This is a genomic window from Xanthobacter dioxanivorans, from assembly GCF_016807805.1.
GTDB classification, from domain to species: Bacteria; Pseudomonadota; Alphaproteobacteria; order Rhizobiales; family Xanthobacteraceae; genus Xanthobacter; species Xanthobacter dioxanivorans.
Genome location: NZ_CP063362.1, coordinates 1409984 through 1434632 on the forward strand (window position 1 = coordinate 1409984; position 24649 = coordinate 1434632).

Sequence of the window (24649 nt, forward strand, 5' to 3'; positions counted from 1 at the left end):
AGGAGATGACCCAGGGTGCTCGCAACGATGGACGAGGACGAGACGGACGGGGGACCGCGGAGCCTAGGCTCGCCGCGCGCGCCGCTGTCGCGCCTGTGCCTCGCCACGCGGCGAGTCACCCCGGTTGCGGAAATGCTGCGCTTCGTGGTGGGGCCGGACGGCCAGATCGTCCCGGACCTCGGCGCTAAGCTGCCGGGGCGTGGCGCCTGGGTGAGCGCCACGCGTGCCGACTTCGAGACGGCACTGAAGCGCAAGGCCTTCGGCCGCGCCTTCAAGGGCAAGGGAACGGCCGCCGCCGGCCTTGCCGATCTCGTGGACCTGCTTCTCGACAAGGACGCCCGCAGTTCCCTCTCCCTTGCCAACAAGGCGGGCAAGGTGGTGACGGGCCATACGAAAGTGGAGGCGGCTCTCGCCTCCGGCGACGCGCAGGTGCTCCTGCACGCCGCGGACGCGCGCCCGGACGGCGTGCGCAAGCTGAATGCCCTCGTGCGTCAGGTGGAAAATGCCGGTTCTCGTCCGGTGACCATCATCGATTGCTTTCCAGGCATCGAATTGGACTTGGCGTTGGGGCGGTCAAATGTGGTACATGCGGCGCTGCTCGCGCATCCGACGACCGCAGGATTTCTCGGGCGCTGCCAAAAGCTCGGGCGCTGGCGGACGGGTGCGTCCGGCAGCGACGGGCATGGGCAGGGCGAGAGCCAGGCGCATGTTACCGGCCGGATGCAAGGAACGGATACGGAATGAACGATACGAAGACCCCAGGCGACAAGACGCTGCATCCCGCCCCCGGCAAGACGCTCACCCTGAAGCGCCCGGTGGAGCAGGGGACGGTGCGCCAGAGCTTCAGCCACGGCCGCTCCAAGGCGGTCGTGGTGGAGAAGGTGAAGCGCCGCGTCATCGCCCCAGGTGAAGCAGGACACGTCGCGGGTCATGCGGCCCCCGCCGCGACCCCGGCTGCGCCCGCCGCGCCGCGTCCGGCGGCCGCGAGCCCCGCGCCGGCCGCCCCGGTGCAGGCCAAGGCCCCGGCTGCTCCCGCTCCTGCGGCGCCGACCCCCGTGACCCCGGCCCCCGCCGCTGCGGCGCCTGCCGCGCCGGCACCTGCGCCTGTGGCTCCTGCGGCGGCCCCCGCCGCGCCGGCTCCGAGCACGCCCGCTCCGGTCGAGGCCAAATCTGCGGCCCCGGCGCCGCCCGCGCCTGTCGCACCACCGGCGGCCGAAGCTCCGGCCCCGGCTGCACCTGCCGAGCCCGTGCCGGCTGTCGCCGCAGCTCCTGTTGCGACGGCTCCCGTGATGACGGCTCCGGCGCCGAGCGCTCCGTCTGCGCCGGCCACCGTGGCATCCAAGGCTCCGGCGCCGTCCGCGCCGGCGCGTTCCGCCCAGCCTGCCGGCGCACGCCCGGCGGAAGGCGCCCGCACGGGTTCGTCGGCCTCGTCCCGCCCCGGTTCCGCCGCTGGCCAGACGTCGTCGCGGCCCGGTACCCAGGGCCGTCCCGGCCAGCAGCCGCCGCGCTCCGGGGGACCCGGCGCCGATCGCCGTCCCGGCGGCGGCGGTCCGGCCCGTCCGGGCAACCAGCGCCCCGGCGGTTCCGGCGTGGTGCTGCGCACCCTGACCGAGGAAGAACGCAACGCCCGCGCCAGCGCCCTTGCCGATGCCCGCGTCCGCGAGGTCGAAGAGCGGCGCATGGCCGAGGAGCGCCGTGTCGCCGAGGACGAGGCCCGCCGTCGTGCCGAGCGCGAGCGCGTCGAGCGCGCCGAGCGCGAGGCCGCCGAGGCCCGCAAGCGCGAGGAAGAATCCCGCCGCGCCCAGGAAGATGAGAGCAAGCGCCGCGCCGAGCAGGAGGCGCGCAAGCGCTTCGGCGGCGAGGAGCAGGGCTCCCGTCCGGCCGGCACCACCGGCGCGGGCGCCGGCGCCACCGCCGCACGGCCGCTCACGTCCCGTCCCGCCGGCACCGCCGCCGGGGCCGAGGCCGAGGCCGAGGAGGAGCGCCGTGGCGCCGTCCGCCGCGGCCCCGGCGCACGCCCGGTCGCTCCGGTCAAGGTGCCCCGCGCCCCCGCCGGGCAGGAGAAGCAGCGTGGCCGCCTGACCCTGGTCACCGCCTTGTCCGGCGAGGAGGAGCGCCAGCGCTCGCTCGCGTCGTTCCGCCGCCGCACCCAGCGCATGACCGGCCACCGGCAGCAGGAGAGCAAGGAAAAGATCCTGCGCGAGGTGATCCTGCCCGAGACCATCACCATCCAGGAGCTCGCCAACCGCATGTCGGAGCGGGCGGTGGACGTGATCCGGATGCTGATGAAGCAGGGCCAGATGCTGAAGATCACGGACGTGGTCGACGCAGACACGGCCGAACTCATCGCCACCGATCTCGGCCATACGGTGCGCCGCGTTTCGGAATCCGACGTCGAGGAAGGCCTGTTCGACACGCCGGACGCCATCGAGACCCTGGTGCCGCGTCCGGCCGTGGTGACCATCATGGGCCACGTCGACCACGGCAAGACCTCGCTTCTGGACGCCATCCGCAAGGCCAACGTGGTCTCCGGGGAAGCCGGCGGCATCACCCAGCATATCGGCGCCTATCAGGTGACCGCGCCCTCGGGCAGCAAGATCACCTTCATCGACACCCCCGGCCACGCCGCCTTCACCGCCATGCGCGCCCGCGGCGCCAAGGTGACGGACATCGTGGTGCTGGTGGTGGCGGCCGACGACGGCGTGATGCCCCAGACGGTGGAAGCCATCAACCACGCCCGCGCGGCGCGCGTGCCGCTGATCGTGGCCATCAACAAGATCGACAAGCCCGGCGCCAAGCCCGAGCGCGTGCGCTCCGAACTGCTTCAGTATGAAGTGCAGGTGGAGAGCATGGGCGGCGAGACGCTCGAGGTGGAGGTCTCCGCCAAGGAGCATCTCAACCTCGACAAGCTCTTGGAGGCGATCGCCCTCCAGTCCGAACTGCTCGATCTGCGCGCCAATCCGAACCGCGACGCCGAAGGCACCGTGGTGGAAGCCAAGCTCGATCGCGGCCGGGGCCCGGTGGCCACCGTCCTGGTCCAGCGCGGCACGCTCAAGGTCGGCGACATCGTGGTGGCCGGCGCCGAATGGGGCCGCGTGCGCGCCCTCATCTCGGACACCGGCGCCAATGTGGACGCGGCCGGCCCCTCCTTCCCGGTGGAGGTTCTGGGCTTCAACGGCACGCCGGAGGCGGGCGACCGCCTCGCCGTGGTGGAGAACGAGGCCCGCGCCCGCGAGATCACCGACTACCGCCAGCGCCAGAAGCGCGAGAAGGCGGCGGCCCGGTCCGCCACCATCCGCGGCTCGCTCGAGCAGATGATGAGCCAGGTGAAGGCCACGGGGCGGAAGGAATTCCCCCTCATCATCAAAGGCGACGTGTCCGGCTCGGTGGAAGCCATCATCGGCTCGCTGGAAAAGCTCGGCAACGACGAGGTGCAGGCCCGCATCATCCATTCCGGCGCGGGCGGCATCAACGAGAGCGACGTGACGCTGGCGGAGACCTCCGGCGCCGCGATCATCGCCTTCAATGTGCGCGCCAACAAGGAAGCGCGCGACGCGGCCGAGCGGGCGGGCATCGAGATCCGCTACTACAACATCATCTACGACCTCGTGGATGACGTGAAGAAGGCCATGAGCGGCCTGCTCGCGCCCATCAACCGCGAGACCATGCTGGGCAACGCCCTCATCAAGGAGATCTTCGCGGTCTCCAAGGTGGGCAAGGTGGCCGGCTGCCAGGTCACCGACGGCATCGTGGAACGCGGCCAGCATGTCCGCCTCATCCGCGACAACGTGGTGATCCACGAAGGCAAGCTCGCCACGCTCAACCGCTTCAAGGATGCGGTGAACGTGGTGCATGCGGGCCAGGATTGCGGCATGTCGTTCGAGAACTACCAGGACATGCGCGCCGGCGACGTGATCGAGTGCTATCGCGTCGAGGTGATCCAGCGCTCGCTGTGAGGCGGGCGTCCCTTTCGGAAGCGTCATGCCCGGCCGTGTGCCGGGCATCCACGCCGGACCGCTGGCATGAGGCTCACGGGCCTGTGCCCGGTTGACGACGTGGATGGCCGGAGCCCGCAAACATGCGGGCTTCGTTGGCAAGGCCAGACGTCGGCGACAGCCGACATCAGGGACGAGCCCGGCCATGACGGACTGAAAGGCGCGGTCCGCGCTTCGCGCTTTCCTTGCCGGCAGCGGAAGAGGGAGTGGCGGCGCGGCAGCGTACAGTTTCAACCGGAGCGGCACGGTCCAAGTCCGCCCGCTCCATCTTGAAGGAGAAGGTGCCGCGGCAAGGTCGCATGGCACCGCAAAGGCTTAGAGAAAATGAGACCTGACACCCGCACGGGAGGCGGCCCCTCCCAGCGCATGCTGCGCGTCGGCGAGCTGGTGCGCCATGCCCTCGCCGACGTGCTCCAGCGCGGCAACGTGACCGATCCGGTGCTTTCCGCGCACATCATCACCGTGCCCGAGGTGCGCATGTCGCCGGACCTCAAGATCGCCACCTGCTACGTCATGCCCCTCGGCGGCAAGGACATCACCCCGGTGATCAAGGCGCTGGCCGCCAACGCCCGCTTCCTGCGCACCGAAGTGGCCCGGCGGATGGAGCTGAAATCCGTGCCCGAGCTGCGCTTCCGCGAGGATACCTCGTTCGACGAGGGCGCCCGCATGGACGCGCTGCTGCGCTCGCCCGTGGTGGCCCGCGACCTTGATGGCGCGCCCTTGGATACCCCCGACACCGACAAAGAGACCGACGCCGAATGACCGCCCACCGAGCCGCCGCCGAAATCGTCGCCGAAGCCGCCGTCGAAGTCCTGCCCCAGGCGATCGACGCGCAGACCGTCACCGGCCAGCCGGTCGCCGAGCCTGTGCCCGTGCCCGTGGACATCGCCGGGGATGCGGCCCCCGAGGCTGCCGGCCCCGGGCGCCAGCCCCGCCTCACCCGCGAGCAGGACAATCGCCCGCGCGCGCCCAAGCGCGACCTCGACGGCTGGGTGCTGCTCGACAAGCCGGTGGGCATCACCTCCACCCAGGCGGTGAGCGTGGTGAAGCGCATCTTCGGGGCCAAGAAGGCCGGCCACGCCGGCACGCTCGATCCCCTCGCCTCCGGCTGCCTGCCCATCGCCTTCGGCGAGGCGACGAAGACCGTCCCCTACGTGATGGACGGGCGCAAGACCTACCGCTTCACCGTGCGCTTCGGCGTCGAGACCGACACCGACGACGCCGAGGGCAAGGCGGTGGCCACCTCCGACCTGCGCCCGTCGGACGCGGAGATCCTCGACGCCCTCCCCGCCTTCCGCGGCGAGGTCATGCAGGTGCCGCCGGCCTATTCGGCGCTGAAGATCGGCGGCGAGCGCGCCTACGACCTCGCCCGCGAGGGCGAGGAGGTGGTGCTGGAGGCCCGCCCCGTCAGCATCTTCCGCATCGACCTGGTGGAGCGGCCCGACGCCGACCATGCGGTGCTGGAGGCCGAATGCGGCAAGGGCACCTATGTGCGCGCCATCGCCCGCGACCTCGGCCGCATGCTGGGCGCGCGCGGCCACGTCTGCGCCCTGCGCCGCGCCTCGGTCGGCCCCTTCCTCGAGGAGCGCCTCGTGCCCCTCGACGAGCTGCGCGAGCGCGCCGAGGCCGGCGAGGAGGCGCTCATGGACGCCCTCGACCCGGTGGCAGTGGCGCTGGAAGAGATCCCGCAGCTCTCCGTCACCCCGCCCGACGCCCACCGCCTGCGCTGCGGCCAGAGCGTGATCCTGCGCGGGCGCGACGCGCCCATCATGGAGGGCCATGCGGCCATCCGCTGCCAGGGCGCGCTCATCGCCATCGGCGACGTGGAGGGGGGCGAGATCTTCCCGCATCGCGTGTTCAACTGGGCAAAGCGCGAGGCGAAGGCGCCCCGCAGAAGCGGGCAATGAGGCCGGGATAGGGTCGGGCCCCGGCCCCGCGCCGGCGAAACATTCTTCTGGTTCCACGGGGAAAAATGGCTATAGTCCGCCCCGCCGGGACCGTCCTTCGGGACGCTCCCGTGTACTTGCTCGACCGCGCTGGACGACATCCCGGCCCGGCCGACGGACCTGCCACCTCGCCCCCTCCGGCATCTCCAGCCGGCAGACCTTGGGCGGCTCGGCAGACAGTGAACTCTCGTTGAAAGGACAGACCGATGTCGATCACGGCAGAGCGCAAGCAGGCGCTCATCAAGGATTATGGCGCGAAGGACGGCGACACGGGTTCGCCGGAAGTGCAGGTGGCGATCCTCACCGAGCGGATCGTGAACCTCACCGATCACTTCAAGTCCCATCACAAGGACAACCATTCGCGCCGCGGGCTGCTGAAGCTCGTCTCGCAGCGCCGCAGCCTTCTCGACTACCTGAAGAAGAAGGACGAGGGGCGCTACAAGTCCCTCATCGAGCGTCTCGGCATCCGCCGCTGACGCCACAGCCGACGCCCGCCCCGGAAGGGCCGGCGTCGCGCGCGCCTTCAAGGGCGCGCTCGCGCAGCGGGCATGGGGCCTGCTGCGGGTCCGCGAACGAAGGACGAGCCATGGCAGGATCGCCGGACGCAACCGTCGGAGCCGCCTCGTGAAGGCACGGCTCCGCGCGGCGCGTCCGGCCGTCTTGCTCATGGCCTGTCCTGTTCGCGCCACATAAAGAAAGAGCAGGACTCATGTTCGACATTCATCGCGAAGAGCTGGACTGGGGTGGCCGCACCCTCACCCTCGAAACCGGCAAGATGGCCCGCCAGGCGGACGGCTCCGTGCTCGCCACCTACGGCGACACCAAGGTGCTCGCCACCGTCGTCTCCGCCCGCGAGCCCAAGCCCGGCCAGGACTTCTTCCCCCTGACCGTGAACTACCAGGAAAAGACCTACGCCGCCGGCCGCATCCCCGGCGGCTACTTCAAGCGCGAGGGCCGTCCGTCCGAGAAGGAGACGCTGGTCTCCCGCCTCATCGACCGCCCCATCCGCCCCCTGTTCCCCGACGGCTACAAGTGCGACACCCAGGTGATCATCACCGTGCTGGCGCATGACCTGGAGAACGACCCGGACGTGGTCGCCATGGTTGCCGCCTCGGCCGCCCTCACCCTCTCCGGCGTGCCCTTCATGGGCCCGGTGGGCGCCGCCCGCGTCGGCTTCATCGACAATGAATACGTGCTCAACCCCACCGTGGACGAGGTGAAGGAGAGCTCGCTCGAGCTCGTCGTCGCCGGCACGGGCGACGCCGTCCTCATGGTGGAATCCGAAGCGAAGGAGCTGCCCGAGGAGATCATGCTGGGCGCGGTGATGTTCGGCCACCGGCATTTCCAGCCGGTGATCGAGGCCATCATCAAGCTCGCCGAGAAGGCCGCCAAGGAGCCGCGCAACTTCCAGCCGGCGGACGTCTCCGAAGTGGAGTCCAAGGTCCGCGAGATCGCCGAGAGCGACCTGCGCGCCGCCTACAAGATCAAGCAGAAGCAGTCCCGCTACGAGGCGGTCGGCGCTGCCAAGTCCAAGGTGAAGAAGTATTACGAGGAGCTGGCACTCGGCGGCACCAAGGTGCCCACCGCCCAGGTCGTCTCCGACGTGCTCAAGGCGCTCGAAGCCAAGATCGTGCGCTGGAACATCCTCGACGAGGGCATCCGCATCGACGGCCGCGACGTGCGCACCGTGCGCCCCATCGTGTCCGAGGTCGGCATCCTGCCCCGCGCCCACGGCTCCGCCCTGTTCACCCGCGGCGAGACACAGGCCCTGGTGGTGGCGACGCTGGGCACCGGCGAGGACGAGCAGTTCATCGACAGCCTGGAAGGCACCTACAAGGAGCACTTCCTGCTGCACTACAACTTCCCGCCCTTCTCCGTGGGCGAGACCGGTCGCATGGGCTCGCCCGGCCGCCGCGAGATCGGCCACGGCAAGCTCGCCTGGCGCGCCATCCACCCCATGCTGCCGGCCAAGCACGAGTTCCCCTACACCCTGCGCGTGGTGTCGGAGATCCTCGAGTCCAACGGCTCGTCCTCCATGGCCACCGTCTGCGGCACCTCGCTGGCGCTGATGGATGCGGGCGTGCCGCTGCGCCGCCCGGTGGCGGGCATCGCCATGGGCCTCATCCTGGAAGGTGAGAAGTTCGCGGTGCTCTCCGACATCCTCGGCGACGAGGACCATCTCGGCGACATGGACTTCAAAGTGGCCGGCACCGAGCAGGGCGTGACCTCGCTCCAGATGGACATCAAGATCGCCGGCATCACCGAGGAGATCATGAAGGTCGCCCTCACCCAGGCGAAGGACGGCCGCGTCCACATCCTCGGCGAGATGGCGAAGGCCCTGACCACGGCCCGCGCGGAACTCGGCGAGCACGCCCCGCGCATCGAGGTGATGAAGATCGCCGTGGACAAGATCCGCGAAGTGATCGGCTCCGGCGGCAAGGTGATCCGCGAGATCGTCGAGAAGACCGGCGCCAAGATCAACATCGAGGACGACGGCACCATCAAGATCGCCTCCGCCTCCGGCGACGCGATCAAGGCCGCCATCAACTGGATCAAGTCCATCGCTTCCGAGCCGGAAGTGGGCCAGATCTACGAGGGCACGGTGGTGAAGGTGGTGGACTTCGGCGCCTTCGTGAACTTCTTCGGCTCCAAGGACGGCCTCGTCCACGTGTCGCAGATGGCCAACGAGCGCGTGGCCAAGCCCTCCGACGTGGTCAAGGAAGGCGACAAGGTCAAGGTGAAGCTCATGGGCTTCGACGAGCGCGGCAAGACCCGCCTGTCCATGAAGGTGGTGGACCAGACCACCGGCGAGGACCTCGAAGCCAAGGCCAAGGCCGAGCGCGAAGCCGGCGGCAGGACCTCCTCCGAAGGCGAGGCCGGCGCGGCGGAGTGATCCGCACGCGGCTTGGAGCACTGAAATGCGAAAGGGCGGCCGCAGGGCCGCCCTTTTTCGTTTGCCGCATCCGGTTCGGCCCCGGGCCGGCTGCGGCCTGGATCCCCCGGACGCGCGGGCTTAACCAATGGCCCATGAGCAAGCTCACGGGCCATTGGCATAAGCCCGCCTTACCGCACGATGATGTTCTTGAACTGCCAGGGATCTTCCAGGTCGAGATCCTCGGGGAACAGCTTCTGGCGGCCGGTCAGGGGCGTCCAGTCGGTGTAGGTGCCGATCACCGGGCCGAGATAAGGCAGCTGCACCTCGAGGCAGCGGCGGAAGTCCATCTCGTCGGCCTCGACGATGCCCGCGTTCGGATTCTCCAGCGCCCACACCATGCCGGCGAGCACGGCGGAGGTCACCTGCAGGCCGGTGGCGTTCTGGTAGGGGGCGAGCTCGCGCGTCTCCTCGATGGAGAGCTGGGAGCCGAACCAGTAGGCATTCTTCGCGTGGCCGTAGAGCAGCACCCCCAGCTCGTCGATGCCGTCGACGATCTCGTGCTCGTCGAGGATCTTCCACTTCCCCTGGAAGTGACCGCCATTGCCGAACATCTCGTGCAGCGACAGCACCGCGTCGTTGGCCGGATGGTAGGCGTAGTGGCAGGTGGGCCGGTAGACCACGTCGGCGCCGTCGCGCACCGTGAGGTAGTCGGCGATGGAGATGCTCTCGTTGTGGGTGACGAGGAAGCCGTACTGGGCCTTGGGCGTCGGCGTCCAGGAGCGCACGCGGGTGGCGGCGCCCGGGCTCATGAGGAAGATGGCGGCGCCGCAGCCGGCCGGATGGGTGCGGCCGTCCGGCGGCAAGGTCTTCTCGTGAGTGCCCCAGCCCAGCTCCGCCGGCTGCAGGCCCTCGGAGACGAAGCCCTCCACCGACCAGGTGTTCCAGAACTCGCCCATGATCTTGGGCTCGCGGGCGCGCTGGGTGTCGCGCTCGGCGATGTGGATGCCCTTCACCCCCAGCGCGCGGGAGAGCTGGGCCCATTCCTCGCGGGTGGCGGGCTCGGGGCGGTCGAGGCCGGTATCGGCGGCGATGTTCAAGAGCGCCTGCTTCACGAACCAGGACACCATGCCCGGATTGGCGCCGCAGGTGGAGACCGCGGTGGTGCCGCCCGGATTGCGCCTGCGCGCGGCCAGGAGGCTCTCGCGCAGGGCATAGTTGGTGCGCGCGGCGGTATCCATGGTCTCATCGAAATAGAAGCCTTTCCACGGCTCCACCACGGTGTCGATGTAGAGCGCGCCGATCTCCCGACACAGCTCCATCACAGCGATCGACGACACGTCGACCGACAGGTTCACGCAGAAGCCCTGCCCGCCGCCATGGGTGAGCAGGGGCGTCAGCAGGTCGCGGTAGTTTTCCGCCGTCACCTCCGACTGGACGAAGCGGATGCCGCGGGCGTCGAGCAGCTTCTTGTGGTCCGCCACCGGGTCGATCACCACCATGCGCTCCAGATCGAAATCGAAATGGCGCTCGATCAGGGGCAGGGCCCCCGGCCGATCGATCCGAAACCGATCATCACGATGGGGCCGTCGATCTTCGCGTGGACCGGCCAGTCGCTCATGGTGCAACACTCCTCGTCGGGGCGGCGGCGCCGTCCTGATGGCAGGCGGCGCCGTGGCTTCACGATCCCGAGCGCGCGCCTTCGGCGCGGCGAACCGCCGCTTCGGCACGGGCTCGGGGGCAAACGAGCCCGCCGCGGATGCGCGGGCGGCGGCACCATGGGAAAAGCGCGCCCGAACGTCAACCGAAGAGCCGCGCCGAAGCCGGCAAACCAAATGATGCCAACGCCGGCCCGCGTGCCGCGCCGGCGGCGGCACATGCCCGCGGGCGGCCGGGGAACGGCCCTCCCAGCCTCGCCCGGGGGCCCCGGGTGGCGGGCAGGAAGGGCGCGGCCTCAGGCCTTCCGCATGGCGCCGAGGGGCATTTCGTCGACGCGCCGGAGCTCGGGAAACAGGCGCATCCACACGGCGGCGACCACCAGCGTGCCGATGCCGCCGATGACCCCCGCCCCCACCGCGCCGACAAGGGCCGCCACCATGCCGGATTCGAACTCGCCGAGCTGGTTCGAGGTGCCGACGAAGAGCGAATTCACCGCGCTCACCCGCCCGCGCATCTCGTCCGGGGTGGACAGTTGCACCAGCGACGAGCGGATGACGACGCTCACATTGTCCGCGACCCCGAGCACGAACAGCGCCGCCAGGGACAGCATGAAGTTCTGCGACAGGGAGAACACCACCGTCGCCAGGCCGAACACCGCGACGGCGGCGAACATGGTCGCCCCCACGTTGCGGCTCAACGGCACGCGGGCCAGCACCAGCGACATGAGGGTGGCGCCCACCGCCGGCGCGGCGCGCAGCGCGCCCATGCCTTCCGCGCCCACGTGCAGGATGTCGCTGGCGAAGATGGGCAGCAGCGCCGTGACCCCGCCCAGCAGCACCGCGAACAGGTCCAGGGAGATGGAGCCGAGCACCACCGGGCTGCGGCGGATGAAGGCGAGGCCGGAGAGCAGCGTCGTCATGCTCATGGCCGATTTCGGCGCCGGCACGTGGGCATGGCGGATGCTGGCCATGCAGAGCGCCGCCGCGCCATAGCACAGGGCCGCGGCGGCGAGCGGCACGGTCGGGCCGAAGACATAGGCGAGGCCGCCCAGGGCCGGCCCGGCGATGGTCGCCATCTGCATGGCCGAGGTGGAGACCGCGAGCGCTCGCGGCAGGATCGGCGCCGGCACGAGCCGCGGCAGCAGCGCCGCCATGGTCGGGTGCTCGAAGGCCCGCGCCGCGCCGACCACCATCACCGCGGCATAGATGGCGGCGATGCCGGCCCAGCCCTGGCCGATGCCGAGGGCCAGCAGCGCCAGCGTGAGGGCGGCGAGGGTCTGGCACAGGAAGACGATGCGGCGCCGGTCGAAGGTGTCGGCGGCGTGGCCCACGAACAGGGTGAGGCAGAGGATGGGGAAGAACTGCGCCAGCCCCACGAGGCCCAGCGCGACGGCGCTGCCGGTGAGAGCGTAGATGAGCCAGCCCACCGCGACCCCCAGCATCTGGAACGCCAGCGCCGAGGCGACGCGGGTCATCCAGAAGAGGAAAAAGGCCGGATGGTCCCTGAGCCGTTCAGGGGCGGGGACGGAAGGACGGGGCACGGGGATCTCCGCAGACCGGCGGCAGCCAGTTCCCCGGTATCCAGCGCGGGCACGCCGCGCAAGCCCCCGGCGCGCATGCCTGTCACCGGGCGCGCCGATGCCGGCGCAGATCTCCCCCTGGGGAACGGCAGCGCGGCGCACGTGCGCGAGCCGTGCCCCGGCCGTCATCGGGGCCGGAGGGCCTCAGTCGCTGGCGAGAATGTGATTGCGCACGATGGGATACACCTGCCCGGCCCATTTGCGGCCGGAGAAGACGCCGTAATGGCCCACCCCCGCCTGCATGTGGTGGCGCTTCTTGTGCGGACGCAGCCCCGAGCAGATGTCCTGCGCCGCCATGGTCTGGCCGATGGAGCAGATGTCGTCGCGCTCCCCCTCCACGGTGAGGAGGGCGGTGCGGCGGATGGCGCGGAAGTCGATGGGCCGGCCGCGATAGGTGAGCTCACCCTTGGGCAAACGATATTCCTGGAACACGTAGCGCACCGTCTCCAGGTAGAATTCGGCGGCGAGGTCCAGTACGGCGAAATATTCGTCGTAGAATGCCTTGGTGGTCTCGGCCTTCTCCTCGTCACCCTCGGCGAGCGCGTTGTAGAGGTCGAAATGCGCCTTGATGTGGCGGCTGAGATTCATGCTCACGAAGGCGGTGAGCTGCATGAACCCCGGATAGACCCGCCGGCCGGAGCCGGCAAAGCCCTTCGGCACCGTCCCGATGAGGTTCTTCTCGAACCAGGAGATCGGCTTGGAGGTGGCGAGCTCGTTCACCTTGGTGGGGTTGATGCGGCAATCGATGGGCCCCGCCATGAGCGTCATGGAGGCGGGGGCCGCCGGGTTCTTGTCCTGGGCCATCACCGCCGCGGCCACCAGCGACTGCACGCACGGCTGGCACACGGCGACGAGGTGCGAGCCCGGGCCCATGATCTCGAGGAAGCGGATGACGTGCTCCACATAGTCGTCGAAGCCGAACGGCCCCTCCGACAGCGGCACGTCGCGGGCATTGTGCCAGTCGGTAATATAGACGTCGTGATCCGGCAGCATCGTCTTTACGGTATTGACGAGCAGCGTGGCGAAATGGCCGGAGAGAGGCGCCACCACGAGCACGCGGGGCTGGGGAACATCCACGTCCTTCCTGAAGCGCAGCAGGGTGCCGAACGGCAGAACCGCCGTCTTCTCCTCGCTCACCTGGACCTCGCGGTTGCCGACCTCGACCGACTTGATGCCGAAATCCGGACGGCCGTGGGTGAGGGTGGCGCGCTCCAGCAGCTCGTAGCCGGCCGCGAGATGCCGCACCCCCGCGTGTCCATATCCGTTGATGAGGGGGCCCGTGAGGGTCTGCCGGGCGAGGCCCGCGAAGAACCGGATCGAGCTCATGAGATCGGCCTGGGCCTGGTACGCCTGATACATCATGGCTGCCCGCACTGCCCCGCCCGGAGGCGCCGCTCCGGAGAAGATGACCTGATGGAAGTTTGCAGCATAATGCCGGAAGGTCCTTCTGTTCCGCGTCCCCCGAATGCCGACGCCCCCACGGACGGCGGAACCTTAAGTTCTTGTCGCAGGACTGCTTTTGCTCTTTGCAGCCGGCCGGAAGGGTTGTACCTGTTAGAACGATATTGAAGCGGGGCGGTGTGCATTGCAACACGCATCCGCATCAAGAGCGCACCGAGGCCCGTCGCCGGCCGGTGCGCGACAAGAACAGGGGTCGATGACGGCGGCGAACGAGATCTTTCATCGAAGGCGCAGGAACGGCATGGCGACACTCACCATCTCCAGCAAGAACTACTCCTCCTGGTCGCTGCGCGGCTGGCTTCTGTGCAAGATGGCGGGCCTCTCGTTCGAGGAGGAGCGCGTCCCCCTCGACGATCCTGACATCAAGGCGGAGCTGCTGCTGCTCTCGCCGTCCTTCCTGGTGCCGCGCCTCGTGCACGAGGACGTGACGGTGTGGGACACACTCGCCATCGCATCCTTCCTCCACGAGGTCTTCCCGCAGGCCGGACTTTTGCCCGCCGACCGGGCGGTGCGGGCCCACTGCCTGTCCATCTCGGGCGAGATGCATTCGGGCTTCGCCAACATGCGCTCGGCCCTGCCCATGAACATCAAGGCGCATTATCCGGGCTTCAAGGTCTGGGCCGGCGCGCAGGCGGATATCGAGCGCATCGCCGCCATCTGGCGCGGCTGCCTCACCGCCCATGGCGGGCCCTACCTCATGGGCGCGGCGCCGACGCTGGCGGATGCCATGTACGCCCCCGTCTGCTCGCGCTTCACCACCTACGACGTGAAGCTCGGCAGCGAATGCGAGGCCTATCGCGCCCGCATCATGAGCCTGCCCGCCATGCAGGAATGGATCGCCGGCGCCCTCGCCGAGCCGGAGGAGCTCGAGGAGCTGGACGCCGAATTCTGATCCCCGCCGGCCGCGGCCGACACCTTGCCGGCGGGTGCGCTTTCCCTGAACCTGGCCGCCGGCATCCTGCCGGTGGGAGATTTGCCGGTGGGTGAGCTGCCGGTGGGCGCCCTTGCCGCCGGCTTTGCCGTGCTGGTTCTCGCCGGCATGGTGAAGGGCCTCATCGGCATGGGCCTGCCCACCGTGGGCATCGGCCTCCTCAGCCTGTTCCTCACGCCGGCCGAAGCCGCCGCCGTGCTGATCCTGCCGGCGACGGTCACCAATCTCTGGCAATACTTCACCGGCCCGCGCGTGGTGGCCACGGCGCGGCGCTTCCTGCCGATGATGCTGGCCCTGGTGCTGGGAACCCTCGCCGGCGGGATCCTCCTGGGCGGGCTCACCTCCCCCGCCGCCCTCCCGGCCCTCGGCGCGACGCTGCTCGCCTACGGCGCCCTCGGCCTCTCCGCCATTCCGCTGCGCCTGCCGGCGAAGGCCGAAGGCTGGCTTTCACCGGTCGTCGGCCTCGCCACCGGCCTCGTCACCGGCACCACCGGGGTGTCGGTGATGCCATCCGCGCCCTATCTTCAGGCGCTGGGCCTGGAGCGGGATGATCTGGTGCAGGCCCTCGGCCTCACCTTCACCGTGTCCACCTTCGCCCTGGCCGCCGTGCTGGCGAGCCCCGGCGAGGGCGGCGCCGTGCTCGCCGACCCGCGCATCGCGCTGGCATCCGTCGCCGCGCTGGTACCCGCCTTCCTCGGCATGGAGATCGGCGGGCGGGTGCGGCGGGCGGTGTCGCCACAGGTCTTCCGCCGGGTGTTCTTCGCCGGCCTCGCCCTGCTCGGCGTCTACATGCTGGCGCGCGGCCTCGCCTGACCGACGCCCTCCCGGCATCGGTCAGGCGAGGCCGTTGGTCTCAGTCCGCGAGGCGATGGATGTCGTGCACCACGATGCCGATGGAATCGTCCGGCTTCTTCAGCCAGTCGCCCTGGCGCAGGGTCTTCACCGTGTCCTCGTAGCCGGTCTGCCAGTGGTCGCGCATGGAGGCGGCGGAGAATTCATAGTCCTTCACCTCCCGCTCGTAGGTCTTCTCCTGATAGATCAGGTGGCAGATATTGACCGGCCCCGAATTGCTGTAATCCTCGATGAGGGCGACGTCGTCCTCGGTGCGCAGCTGTTCGGGGATGCGCTGGAGCGCATCGTAGAGCTTGGACCGCAGGTCCTGCACCCGGCGGAAGACATCCGTGGTGTAGCGGGTGCGGCTGGAATAGCCGATGTCCTTCTGCCGCTCGCCCACGTCGAACATATCGCGCGGCAGCTGTCCCCGGGCGCTGAACAGGTCGACCTGGAAGACGAGGGCGCTCGGATGGTCCGGCTGGTCCAGCAGGAACTGGAGCGGGGTGTTGGAGACCACGCCGCCGTCCCAGTAATACTCGCCGTCGATCTTGATGGCGGGGAAGCCCGGCGGCAGCGCCCCCGACGCCATCACGTGCTCCGGGCCGATGGTGTGCTCCCTGTTGTCGAAATAGATGAAGTTGCCGGTGCGCACGTTCACCGCGCCCACCGAGAAGCGCTTCTCCCCGGAATTGATGCGGTCGAAGTCCACCAGCTTGAGCAGCGTCTCGCGCAGGGGCGAGGTGTCGTAGAAGGAGGTGGCGCCGGCCGCGCCCGTGGGCAGCAGCCACGGATTGGGGAAGCGCGGCGTGAAGAAGCCGGGCTGGCCCTGCAGGATGGTGCGGGCGGCACTGAGCTGGTTGCGCCACTGACGGAAGATGTCGCCCTCCATGGCGAACGGCACGAGCCGCCGCGAGGTGATGGTCTCCCAGAACTCCCTGAGCCGCGGCACGCGGTCCTGCGGCGCGTTGCCGGCGATGATGGCGCTGTTGATGGCGCCGATGGAGACGCCCGAGATCCAGTTGGGATCGCAGCCCACCTCGGCGAGGGCCTCGTACACGCCCGCCTGGTAGGCGCCGAGCGCACCGCCGCCCTGGAACACCAGGGCGACGCGCTTGTACTCGTTGATGATGTCGCACAGGTCGGCAGGAAGGTGGTTGGCACGCGCGGTCATGGTTCTTGCCTCATGCGTTCGGGCGGGGCGGGCGTCGGGGCGGGACGGCGCGGAACGCGCGCCGCCCCGCGCAGGGCTCAGCCCGCGCCGTCCTTCAGGTAATCGAACACGACCTCGCCGAGGCCGAGGGTGAGGTCCGCCTTGACGTGCAAAGCGGAGACGACCTCGAGCACCGGCAGCTGCGAGACATTGCACAAAGCATGCGGGAACAGGCCGAGCGCGCCCGGGCCGGTCCAGCATTCCTTGATGGTCACGTCCTCCAGGAAATACCGCACCAGCTCGCAGATGCGCGGGGTCGCGTCCACGTCCGGGATGATCTTGAGCAGGAAGCTCGGCGTCAGCAGCGCGGCGAGCACCTTCTCCTTGTCGCACGCCACGTGCTTGTAGCCCATGGTGGCCGAGGCGCACAGCACGCTGCCATAGTGCAGCGAGCCCACCAGCGTGTCGGTCTCCACCTTCAGCTTGGGAGTGGCGTACTTCTTCGGGAAGCCCCAGAGCTCGCGGCCGCCGGCGATGGGGGATTCGTCGTCGAGATACATGGAGTGGACATAGCCGCCCTCCACCCCGTTGAACCGCACCGGGATCACCTGTCCGGTCTCGGTGTAGTCGCCGAAGCCGGTGGAATCCGGCATGCGGATGAATTCATACTTCACGATGGGCGCCACGATCTCGAGCGGTTCCGGCACCACCTTCTCCAGCGCCGCAGGATCGGTGCGGTAGGTGATGATCATGTACTCGCGATCGATGAAGCGATACGGCCCCGGCGGATAGGACGGATTCACGAGCGGCATCGAGTAGGCGGTGCGGCGGACGTCTGCGATCTTCATCGGAAGGTCTCTCGTGCGGCTTTGCCCCCTTCGCACGTGCGAAGGGGCGGCGCCACGTTAGAACGCGCGCATGCGGGTGAAAAGCGCTTCCGCGCCCGCCCGGGCGGGTTCTTCCGCAACGGCAGATCCTGCCGGTCCGCCGCTCCGCCGCAGCGCCGGGGCCGACCGCAGGCCTGCCCGGCTCCGTCAGAAGGCGAGGACACCGCCCTTGCCGCCGAGCGTGCCGAAAGCCACCGCGCCGCCGACGCCGTGCCAGGCGATGGCGCTCACCGCATCGGCATCGGGGGCGCGCAGCAGGATCTCGGCGGCATCGGTGATGCGCACCATCATCACCATGCCGTCCTCGTAGCCCACCGCCAGCACCGGATCCTTCGGGTGGGTCGCCACCGCCGTGACGCGGGACGAGGCCGAGGGCGCCAGCATGGTCGGCTCCTTGCCCATGGGGCCGTCCTTCGCCTGGAACGGCCAGAGGATGGCCTCGCCCGAGCCGGAGGTGGCGAGCCACTTGCCATCGGCCGTGAAGGCGAACGACTTCACCCGCGAGGGATAGCCGGACATGCGCATGTGCGCGCCGTCCACCACCCGCCAGCCGTGCAGGGCCGGCTCCTGCATGCTGGAGACCAGGAAGCGGCCATCCGGCGAGAACACGACGCCGAGATGGGAGCCCTTCCAGCCGTAGAGCTCGGGCTTGGCGCCGGCGGCGTTGGGAAACCAGAGCGTCACCCCGCCATAATGGGCGACGGCGAGCCGCAGCCCCTTCGGCGCGAAGGCAAGGCCGCCCACGGTGGACGGCAGGTCGAGGCTGCGCGCCTCCCCCTTTGGCTGGAGGACATGAGCGGTCTTGCCGGCGGAATAGGCGACGACCCCGTCCGGCCCCAGCGCCACGCGGTCGATCCAGCGGCCCTTGTGCGCGGCGAGGGGGCGCGTGGTGCCGTCGGCGAGGGTCTCCATCACCTGGCCGTCGTCGCCGCCGGTGACGAGGCGCCGGCCGTCCGACGCGGCGGCGAGGACCGCGCCGCCATGGACGGCGCCGTCGCGGACCGCGCCATCGGCGCCCTCGCCCAGTTCCACCCGGTACACCGCCCCCTCCGCCCCCACGAACGCCGCCGTTCGATCGAGGAACGCGACGGAGACGATCCCCGTGCCGAAGGTGAAGGGCTGGACCTTGCCGGTGAGACTGGACGGGGCGGAAGACATGACGCGGGCGTTCCCGGTTGCAAAAGACGGGCGCCTCATAAGGCATCGAACGGGCCGGCTGGCAAGGCCGCGCGCGGGCGCGGGGCGGTCCGCCCCGGCCGCGTCAGTCCACCTTCACCGGCAGGAAGGCGAAGGGCGCGGCCGGCTCGAAGCGGGCCGCGGCGTTGCCGGCATAGACCTTGCCGCCGGTGAGGGTGAGCTTCTTCACCGGCGCGCCGGGCTTCAGGTCGAGATCTGACAGCGGCACCCAGAAGGTGTTGGGGCTGGTGGCGGAATCGAAGAAGTAGGTGCGGTTCTTCTGGTCGCTCACCGTGCGCCAGATGGTGGAGGCGATGTTGGGCGAGCCGGGCTCGATGAAGCCCAGCGGCACGCTCACCGCGCGCATGACGCTGGCGACGGAGCCCACCGCCTGGTTGTCGTAGGTCTGGTCGGGCACGGCAGTGATGATGGCCGGCTCCGCCTTGGCGGGCAGGGCCTTGATGAGGAAGCTGACGCGGGCGAAGCGGTCCGCTGCCCGGAAGGTGCCGGGCAGGAACACCGTGCCGCCGATCTGCTCCCAGTAGGAATTGAGGGCAAGCTGCTGGTCGTAGGACGGCGAATTGGTCATCACCTGGTATTGGCGGCCGTGGTGGATCACCAGCTTGCCGCCCAGATACTCGAAGATGGCGCTGTCGCCGGACGCATCGGAAATGGCGAGGTGGAGCTGGGCCGCCCGCCCGTTCGGCAGCACCGCCGTCACCACCACGAACGGCTCCTTCGAGAGCGCCTCCACCGCCTCGCTCACGCTGGCGAAGTTGTCGAGCACGTATTGCGCCCACAGGCTCATGGAGAGCGCCGGGCGGCCTTCCGGCTTGGGATATTCGGATTCTGCCAGGTAGAGCAGGTTGGCGACGAGGCCCTTCTCGTTCATGCCGTCGGCGGTGCCCACGTCGTAACCCGAGGCGATCAGGCTGCCGTATCGGGAAACCCATTTCGGCGTGTTGGCCCCGGCCGCGCCGGTGCGCGCGATCCCGGCGGGGAAGACCCACAAATTGGTGCGCATGTCCTCCGACCAGTCCATGGAGCGGCCGGTGACCACCACCCCGGCCGAGCCGAGATAGACGGCGCGGGTGCAGGCCTGCGCCAGAGGCGCGCCGACGCCCGCGAGATAGAGCGCGGTCGCCGCCAGCGCCATCGCGCGGCGCGCTACGCCCGTGACGCGCGGCTTCGGGAGGCGATGCCTCGACATGCCGGGCGCGTTCGGAGGGACGGGTCGGGAAGAGCGGGATTTCGGCATGAGCGAACTCCGATGCAACGGCCGCTCATCATATCCGGCCGCCCGATGGGCCGGGAAAGGGAGATACCGGCTCCGCCCACACAGCAAGGCGGAGCCGGTCATCCATGCCCTGTCTGCCCCGAAAAGACATGGACGAGCGGAGATAAGCATCCCCTCCCCGGCGATTCTCTGAGATGGATCAAATTTGGCGGCGCGCCGGGAAAATTTTGCTATTTCCAGTCTGGAACGTCGCCAACGTCGCGCCTCAGGTGCCTGGAGAAATGGATGCACGACAAAGAGTCGAACATGCCGGATGGCATTCCGGTCATCCGCACCATCGCCATGCCGGCCGACACCAATCCCAACGGCGACATCTTCGGCGGCTGGCTCATGTCGCAGATGGACCTAGCCGCCGGCAACGTGGCGGCGCGGCGCTCCCGCGGGCGGGCGGCCACGGTGGCGGTGGAGGCCATGAGCTTCCTGTCCCCGGTGGCGGTGGGCGACGAGGTGAGCCTGTTCGGCAAGGTGGTGAAGCTCGGGCGCACCTCCATGCGCATCGAGGTGGAGGCCTGGCGTCGCGCCCGCGCCAGCGAGGAGACCACCAAGGTGACGGAAGCCGTCTTCACCTTCGTCGCCATCGACGAGGACGGCCGCCCGCGTCCCATCCCCCCGGAAGAGGCCTGACGGGGGCGCTCAGGTGCCGCGCGGCTTGGCCCGCGTGGTGGGCGGGGCGACGGCCGGGTCTTCCGGCCAGGGGTGCCGGGGATAGCGCCCGCGCATCTCGGTGCGCACGTCCCGCCACGAGCCGCGCCAGAATTGCGGCAGGTCCTTCGTCACCTGGATCGGCCGGTGGGCCGGCGACAGCAAGGCGAGCGTCAGCGGCACCCGCCCGCCGGCAATGGCCGGGTGGGCGGTGAGGCCGAACAATTCCTGCACCCGCACGCTCACCTGCGGCCCGCCTTCCGCCCCATAGTCGATGGGCAGGCGCGAGCCCGTGGGCGCGGTGAAATGGGTGGGCGCCTCCGCCTCCAGCCGGGCGGCGAGGTCATAGGGAAGGCGCGCGTGGAGCGCGTTCGCCACCTCGGCCGGCGTGACCTCGGACAAGCTGGTCCGCCCCTCGATAAAAGGAGCGAGCCAGTCGCCGGCGGTGGAAGCCAGCGCGGCATCCGACAGGTCCGGCCACGGCTCCCCCTCGGCGGCACGCAGGAACTGCACCCGCTCGCGCCATTGCCGCGTGGCCGCGCTCAGCGGCAGGCGATCGAGGCCGAGGCCGGCGATCCCCTCCGCCAGCACCCGCGCGGTATCCCCGTTGGCCGGCACCGGGCAGGGCGCGGCGGACAGAACCAGCGCCTTCAGCCGGCGCACCGTCCGCCCGCGCACGGCCGCCGCGTCCAAATCGAAGGCGATCTCGGTGCCGGCGGTGATGCCGGCGGCAAACAGCGTCTCCACCTCGTCCAGGGACAAGGCGGCGGCGAGGCCGATGCGCGCCGCCTCCGCCCGGCCGCCCACCTCGGCCACGGCGAGGAAGGGCGCGCGGGCCAGCGCCGCCGCCGGGTCCATCACCGCGCCGCGACCGTTGGCAAGCAGAAAGCGCGTGCCGTCGCCCCGCCCCTTCGCCACCCGGTCGGGAAAGGCCAGGGCCAGCAGCGCGGCCGCCGAGGGCCGCCGGCCCCCCGCCCCGTCCCGCCCGCCGGCCATCTCGGCCCAGCGGGCGACGAGCCGGCGGGCTTCCTCGGCCCGGCGGGAGCGGTCGCGGCGGAAGCCGTCGAGGCGGTGGACGAGGTCCACGCCGTCGCCGCCGAGACCGCGCTCGGACAACAGCGCCGCGATCTCCGCCGAAAGGTGCCCCGCGCCGGCGTCGGCGCCCACCGCCACCATGTGGGCGAGGCGCGGCGGCAGAGGCAGGCGCGCCATGCGGCGGCCGAGGGGGGTGACGGCCCCGTCGGCGTCGAGGGCGTCCAGCAGGCGCAGCAGCGCCTTTGCCTCGGCGACGGCGGGGACCGGCGGCGGATCAAGGAACGGCAGAGCCGCCGGGTCGCGCACCCCCACCCGGGCGAGGTCCAGCACCAGCCCGGTCAGGTCGGCGGCGAGGATCTCGGGCGTGGCGAAGGGCTTGAGGCTCAGGGTCTCGCCCTCGCTCCACAGGCGGTAGCACACCCCCGCCTCGGTGCGGCCGGCGCGGCCCCGGCGCTGGTCGGCGGCGGCGCGGGAGACGCGCACGGTCTCCAGCCGCGTCAGGCCCACGTCCGGCTCGAAGCGCGGCACGCGGGCAAGGCCGCAATCCACCACCACCCGCACGCCCTCGATGGTCAGCGAGGTCTCGGCGATGGAGGTGGAAAGCACCACCTTGCGCCGGCCCGTCGGGGCCGGCAGGACCGCGCGGTCCTGCTCGGCGGCCTCCAGCGCGCCGTAAAGGGCGACCACGTCGACGGCGGGATCGCGCACCGCCTCGGCGAGAAGATTTTCCGTGCGCCTGATCTCCGCCGCGCCGGGGAGGAAGGCGAGGACCGACCCGGTCTCCTGCCGCAGCGCGCGCAGGATGGCATCGGCCATCTGCCGGTCGACGGGCATGCGCGGATCCCGGCCGAGATAGGCCGTCTCCACCGGGAAGGCGCGGCCCTCGCTCTCGATCACCGGCGCCGGGGCGCCTGTGCCCATCAACGCGGCGACGCGGGCGCCGTCCAGCGTCGCGGACATGGCCAGGAGCCGCAGGTCCTCGCGCAGCCCGCGCTGGGCGTCGAGAGCCAAAGCGAGGCCGAGGTCGGCATCAAGGCTGCGCTCGTGGAACTCGTCGAACAGCACGGCGGCGACACCCGAAAGCTCGGGATCGTCCAGCACCATGCGGGTGAAGATGCCCTCGGTGACCACCTCGATGCGGGTGCGGCGCGAGACCTCCGAGCCGAGCCGGGTGCGGAAGCCAACCGTTTCGCCGACCCGCTCGCCGAGGCTCTGCGCCATGCGACGGGCGGCAGCGCGGGCGGCGAGGCGGCGCGGCTCCAGCACCAGGATGCGCCCGCCGGCCTCCCACGGCTCGTTCAGCAGGGCCAGCGGCACCCGCGTGGTCTTGCCCGCGCCCGGCGGCGCCACGAGCACGGCGCAGGCGGTGGCGCGCAGCGTCGCCTGAAGGTCGCCGAGGACGGCATCGATGGGCAGAGGGGTGTCGAACATGGCCGAGGGCTTTAGAATGGCGGCGGGCCGGCAGGCAATGCGCCGGTGGCGAGGGCCCGCCGAATGCGGCAGGCGCATTGACTTTTCAGGGCCCCATGGTGTATCGGACCCACTTCGCGCGGGCCCTCGTGCCCGCATTCCCATTCCCGACCGGAAGAAGCCCGCCCTTCGAGGCGCGGCGGAACACGAAAGCGAGACAAGATGTTCGCGGTCATCAAGGCAAACGGCAAGCAGTATCGCGTTGCCGCGGCTGATGAAATCACCATCGACCACCTCGACGCCGAGGTCGGCTCCATCTTCACCTTCCCGGTGCTGATGCTGGGCGGCGCCACCGTCGCCATCGGCACGCCCCACGTGGACGGCGCCACCGTCACCGGCGAGATCGTCGAGCAGACCCGCGGCGACAAGGTGATCGCCTTCAAGAAGCGCCGCCGGCAGAATTCGCGCCGCAAGCGGGGCTTCCGCGCCGACCTCACCGTCGTGCGCATCACCGAGATTTCCGGCCTCGGCGAGAGCGTCAAGGCTGAACCGAAGACCCAGCGTGCGCCGGCTCCCGCAGCCGCTGCCGACGCCTGATCGAGAACGAGGAGAGCAACAATGGCTCATAAAAAGGCAGGCGGCTCGTCTCGCAACGGTCGCGATTCCGATGGTCGCCGTCTCGGCGTGAAGCGCTTCGGCGGCCAGGACGTCATCGCCGGCAACATCATCGTGCGCCAGCGCGGCACCAAGTGGCATCCCGGCACGAATGTGGGCATGGGCAAGGACCATACCCTCTTCGCCCTCGTCGAAGGCAAAGTCGCCTTCCGGACCAAAGCTAACGACCGCACCTACGTATCGGTGCTTCCGACCGCCGCCGAGGCGGCTGAATAAACGGCGAGACCTGAAATGCAGGATCCCGCCGGTCTCGTCGAACCGGTGGGCGCCTGAGCGGGCCGAACCTCAAGCTCAGACACGAACCGGGGAGATGGGACACCTCTCCCCGGTTTTCGTTTGTCTGTGCCTCGAGGAGCCCGCCATGACCCTGTGTGAGACGCCGTCCGGAGCAACCCTGGCGGAGAGCTGTATCCCCGTCCTCGAAACCGACCGGCTCGTGCTCCGCGCGCCGCGCCTCGAGGACGTTGCCGCTGTCGCGGAGCTCGCCAACAACCGCAAGATCGCGGAGATGACCGCGAACCTGCCCTTTCCCTACAAGCCGTCCGACGCCCACGCCTTCGTCGAGACGCTGGCGGCGACCCCGCAATCCGCCACCTTCGCCCTGTTCGCCAAGGCCGAGGGCGCCCACGCCTTTGCCGGCATGGTGAGCTTCGGCCGCCGCCCGCCGGAACCGGCGCCCGAGATCGGCTACTGGATCGGCGAGCCGTTCTGGGGCCGGGGCCTGGCCACCGAGGCGGTGCGCGCCGTCATCGACTACGCCTTCTCCGAGACCGACCTTTCGCTCCTCGTCGGCTCGGCGCGCGTGGTCAATCCGGGCTCGCGGCGGGTGCTGGAGAAGTGCGGCTTCCAGTGGTCGGGCGTCGGCCTCACCCGCGTGAAGGCGCTCGGCGCCTCGGTGCCGGTGGACCGGTTCCAGCTCGACCGGCGCACCTGGGCCTCCATCCGGGCCTGGGGCTCCACCGCGCTACCGCGCCACCGCGCGGCCCACTGAGAGGCAACTGCACGCCACCGCGCGGCCCACCGAGGCGCCTGCGCGGCGGCCGGCCTGGCCTTGACGGGAGCTTGCGCGGCGCTGCCGCGGGGAGACGAAAGCTTGCGCG

General features: G+C 70.2%; 19 protein-coding genes and 1 pseudogene. 12 read left to right on the top strand and 8 right to left on the bottom strand.

What is annotated here, in order from left to right; translation table 11 throughout:
* The first annotated feature begins 15 nt into the window (after positions 1-15).
* From EZH22_RS06765 to pnp, 6 genes are all read left to right on the top strand, one after another.
* Entirely contained in the window at positions 16-744 is a 729-nt protein-coding gene (locus tag EZH22_RS06765; protein WP_231711347.1) for an RNA-binding protein, read from the top strand.
* Complete coding sequence (gene infB, locus EZH22_RS06770) at positions 741-3956, top strand: translation initiation factor IF-2 (protein WP_203194952.1); 3216 nt, start codon at positions 741-743, stop codon at positions 3954-3956. The genes EZH22_RS06765 and infB overlap by 4 nt, the downstream gene beginning before the upstream one ends.
* Before the next feature lie 363 nt (positions 3957-4319).
* The gene (gene rbfA, locus EZH22_RS06775; RefSeq protein ID WP_203194953.1) at positions 4320-4757 is read left to right on the top strand and encodes a 30S ribosome-binding factor RbfA; all 438 of its coding nucleotides are present in this window, start codon (positions 4320-4322) and stop codon (positions 4755-4757) included.
* Positions 4754-5902, top strand: a complete 1149-nt coding sequence (truB, locus tag EZH22_RS06780; protein ID WP_231711348.1) for a tRNA pseudouridine(55) synthase TruB — start codon at positions 4754-4756, stop codon at positions 5900-5902. Before rbfA ends, truB begins: the two co-directional genes overlap by 4 nt.
* 245 nt (positions 5903-6147) lie before the next feature.
* Positions 6148-6417 (top strand): 30S ribosomal protein S15, encoded by a 270-nt coding sequence (gene rpsO / locus EZH22_RS06785; protein WP_203194954.1) that lies wholly within the window; start codon positions 6148-6150, stop codon positions 6415-6417.
* Positions 6418-6650: 233 nt separating this feature from the next.
* Complete coding sequence (gene pnp, locus EZH22_RS06790; protein ID WP_203194955.1) at positions 6651-8834, top strand: polyribonucleotide nucleotidyltransferase; 2184 nt, start codon at positions 6651-6653, stop codon at positions 8832-8834.
* A 170-nt stretch (positions 8835-9004) separates the two neighbouring features.
* Here the strand turns inward: pnp and EZH22_RS06795 are convergent.
* From EZH22_RS06795 to EZH22_RS06805, 3 genes and pseudogenes are all read right to left on the bottom strand, one after another.
* A pseudogene (locus EZH22_RS06795) lies at positions 9005-10434 on the bottom strand (homospermidine synthase).
* A gap of 333 nt (positions 10435-10767) precedes the next feature.
* A complete protein-coding gene (locus EZH22_RS06800; protein WP_333473732.1) occupies positions 10768-11946 on the bottom strand; it encodes an MFS transporter in 1179 nt (392 codons plus the stop codon).
* A gap of 249 nt (positions 11947-12195) precedes the next feature.
* Entirely contained in the window at positions 12196-13413 is a 1218-nt protein-coding gene (locus EZH22_RS06805) for a polyhydroxyalkanoate depolymerase (protein WP_203194957.1), read from the bottom strand.
* A gap of 340 nt (positions 13414-13753) precedes the next feature.
* On the opposite strand from EZH22_RS06805, the gene EZH22_RS06810 reads away from it, so the two are divergent.
* Both EZH22_RS06810 and EZH22_RS06815 read left to right on the top strand, forming a co-directional pair.
* Positions 13754-14404, top strand: coding sequence for a glutathione S-transferase family protein (locus tag EZH22_RS06810; protein WP_203194958.1), 651 nt, complete (start codon positions 13754-13756; stop codon positions 14402-14404).
* A 147-nt stretch (positions 14405-14551) separates the two neighbouring features.
* Positions 14552-15256, top strand: coding sequence for a sulfite exporter TauE/SafE family protein (locus EZH22_RS06815; protein ID WP_203196423.1), 705 nt, complete (start codon positions 14552-14554; stop codon positions 15254-15256).
* 40 nt (positions 15257-15296) lie between these two features.
* Here EZH22_RS06815 and EZH22_RS06820 read toward each other — a convergent pair whose 3' ends face one another.
* The 4 genes from EZH22_RS06820 to EZH22_RS06835 all read right to left on the bottom strand — a co-directional run bounded on the left by EZH22_RS06820 (position 15297) and on the right by EZH22_RS06835 (position 19700).
* On the bottom strand, positions 15297-16448 hold the full coding sequence (locus tag EZH22_RS06820) for a patatin-like phospholipase family protein (RefSeq protein WP_203194959.1): 1152 nt from the start codon (positions 16446-16448) through the stop codon (positions 15297-15299).
* Positions 16449-16525: 77 nt separating this feature from the next.
* Positions 16526-17275, bottom strand: a complete 750-nt coding sequence (locus EZH22_RS06825; RefSeq protein WP_203194960.1) for an acetoacetate decarboxylase — start codon at positions 17273-17275, stop codon at positions 16526-16528.
* 186 nt (positions 17276-17461) lie between these two features.
* Positions 17462-18472, bottom strand: coding sequence for a WD40 repeat domain-containing protein (locus tag EZH22_RS06830; protein WP_231711350.1), 1011 nt, complete (start codon positions 18470-18472; stop codon positions 17462-17464).
* 103 nt (positions 18473-18575) lie between these two features.
* Positions 18576-19700, bottom strand: coding sequence for a linear amide C-N hydrolase (locus EZH22_RS06835; RefSeq protein ID WP_408647676.1), 1125 nt, complete (start codon positions 19698-19700; stop codon positions 18576-18578).
* 312 nt (positions 19701-20012) lie between these two features.
* On the opposite strand from EZH22_RS06835, the gene EZH22_RS06840 reads away from it, so the two are divergent.
* Complete coding sequence (locus tag EZH22_RS06840) at positions 20013-20411, top strand: acyl-CoA thioesterase (protein ID WP_203194962.1); 399 nt, start codon at positions 20013-20015, stop codon at positions 20409-20411.
* A gap of 9 nt (positions 20412-20420) precedes the next feature.
* Here EZH22_RS06840 and hrpB read toward each other — a convergent pair whose 3' ends face one another.
* Complete coding sequence (hrpB, locus tag EZH22_RS06845; protein ID WP_203194963.1) at positions 20421-22895, bottom strand: ATP-dependent helicase HrpB; 2475 nt, start codon at positions 22893-22895, stop codon at positions 20421-20423.
* A gap of 201 nt (positions 22896-23096) precedes the next feature.
* Between hrpB and rplU the strand changes: the two genes are divergently transcribed.
* The 3 genes from rplU (at position 23097) to EZH22_RS06860 (ending at position 24540) form a co-directional block, all read left to right on the top strand.
* Positions 23097-23471, top strand: a complete 375-nt coding sequence (gene rplU / locus EZH22_RS06850) for a 50S ribosomal protein L21 (protein ID WP_203194964.1) — start codon at positions 23097-23099, stop codon at positions 23469-23471.
* 21 nt (positions 23472-23492) lie between these two features.
* Complete coding sequence (gene rpmA, locus EZH22_RS06855; RefSeq protein ID WP_203194965.1) at positions 23493-23765, top strand: 50S ribosomal protein L27; 273 nt, start codon at positions 23493-23495, stop codon at positions 23763-23765.
* 145 nt (positions 23766-23910) lie between these two features.
* Positions 23911-24540: a GNAT family N-acetyltransferase gene (locus EZH22_RS06860; protein WP_203194966.1), complete on the top strand. Its 630-nt coding sequence runs from the start codon at positions 23911-23913 to the stop codon at positions 24538-24540.
* Positions 24541-24649 lie beyond the last annotated feature (109 nt).

Excerpts from the sequence above, each read along its gene's own strand:
- EZH22_RS06800 (WP_333473732.1), bottom strand. The coding sequence starts at position 11,946 with ATGACCCGCGTCGCCTCGGCGCTGGCGTTCCAGATGCTGGGGGTCGCG.
- rplU (WP_203194964.1), top strand. The coding sequence starts at position 23,097 with ATGTTCGCGGTCATCAAGGCAAACGGCAAGCAGTATCGCGTTGCCGCG.
- truB (WP_231711348.1), top strand. The coding sequence starts at position 4,754 with ATGACCGCCCACCGAGCCGCCGCCGAAATCGTCGCCGAAGCCGCCGTC.
- infB (WP_203194952.1), top strand. The coding sequence starts at position 741 with ATGAACGATACGAAGACCCCAGGCGACAAGACGCTGCATCCCGCCCCC.
- EZH22_RS06805 (WP_203194957.1), bottom strand. The coding sequence starts at position 13,413 with ATGATGTATCAGGCGTACCAGGCCCAGGCCGATCTCATGAGCTCGATC.
- EZH22_RS06860 (WP_203194966.1), top strand. The coding sequence starts at position 23,911 with ATGACCCTGTGTGAGACGCCGTCCGGAGCAACCCTGGCGGAGAGCTGT.
- rpmA (WP_203194965.1), top strand. The coding sequence starts at position 23,493 with ATGGCTCATAAAAAGGCAGGCGGCTCGTCTCGCAACGGTCGCGATTCC.
- rpsO (WP_203194954.1), top strand. The coding sequence starts at position 6,148 with ATGTCGATCACGGCAGAGCGCAAGCAGGCGCTCATCAAGGATTATGGC.
- EZH22_RS06840 (WP_203194962.1), top strand. The coding sequence starts at position 20,013 with ATGCACGACAAAGAGTCGAACATGCCGGATGGCATTCCGGTCATCCGC.
- hrpB (WP_203194963.1), bottom strand. The coding sequence starts at position 22,895 with ATGTTCGACACCCCTCTGCCCATCGATGCCGTCCTCGGCGACCTTCAG.
- pnp (WP_203194955.1), top strand. The coding sequence starts at position 6,651 with ATGTTCGACATTCATCGCGAAGAGCTGGACTGGGGTGGCCGCACCCTC.
- EZH22_RS06835 (WP_408647676.1), bottom strand. The coding sequence starts at position 19,700 with ATGTCGAGGCATCGCCTCCCGAAGCCGCGCGTCACGGGCGTAGCGCGC.
- EZH22_RS06830 (WP_231711350.1), bottom strand. The coding sequence starts at position 18,472 with ATGTCTTCCGCCCCGTCCAGTCTCACCGGCAAGGTCCAGCCCTTCACC.
- EZH22_RS06825 (WP_203194960.1), bottom strand. The coding sequence starts at position 17,275 with ATGAAGATCGCAGACGTCCGCCGCACCGCCTACTCGATGCCGCTCGTG.
- EZH22_RS06810 (WP_203194958.1), top strand. The coding sequence starts at position 13,754 with ATGGCGACACTCACCATCTCCAGCAAGAACTACTCCTCCTGGTCGCTG.
- rbfA (WP_203194953.1), top strand. The coding sequence starts at position 4,320 with ATGAGACCTGACACCCGCACGGGAGGCGGCCCCTCCCAGCGCATGCTG.
- EZH22_RS06820 (WP_203194959.1), bottom strand. The coding sequence starts at position 16,448 with ATGACCGCGCGTGCCAACCACCTTCCTGCCGACCTGTGCGACATCATC.
- EZH22_RS06815 (WP_203196423.1), top strand. The coding sequence starts at position 14,552 with ATGGTGAAGGGCCTCATCGGCATGGGCCTGCCCACCGTGGGCATCGGC.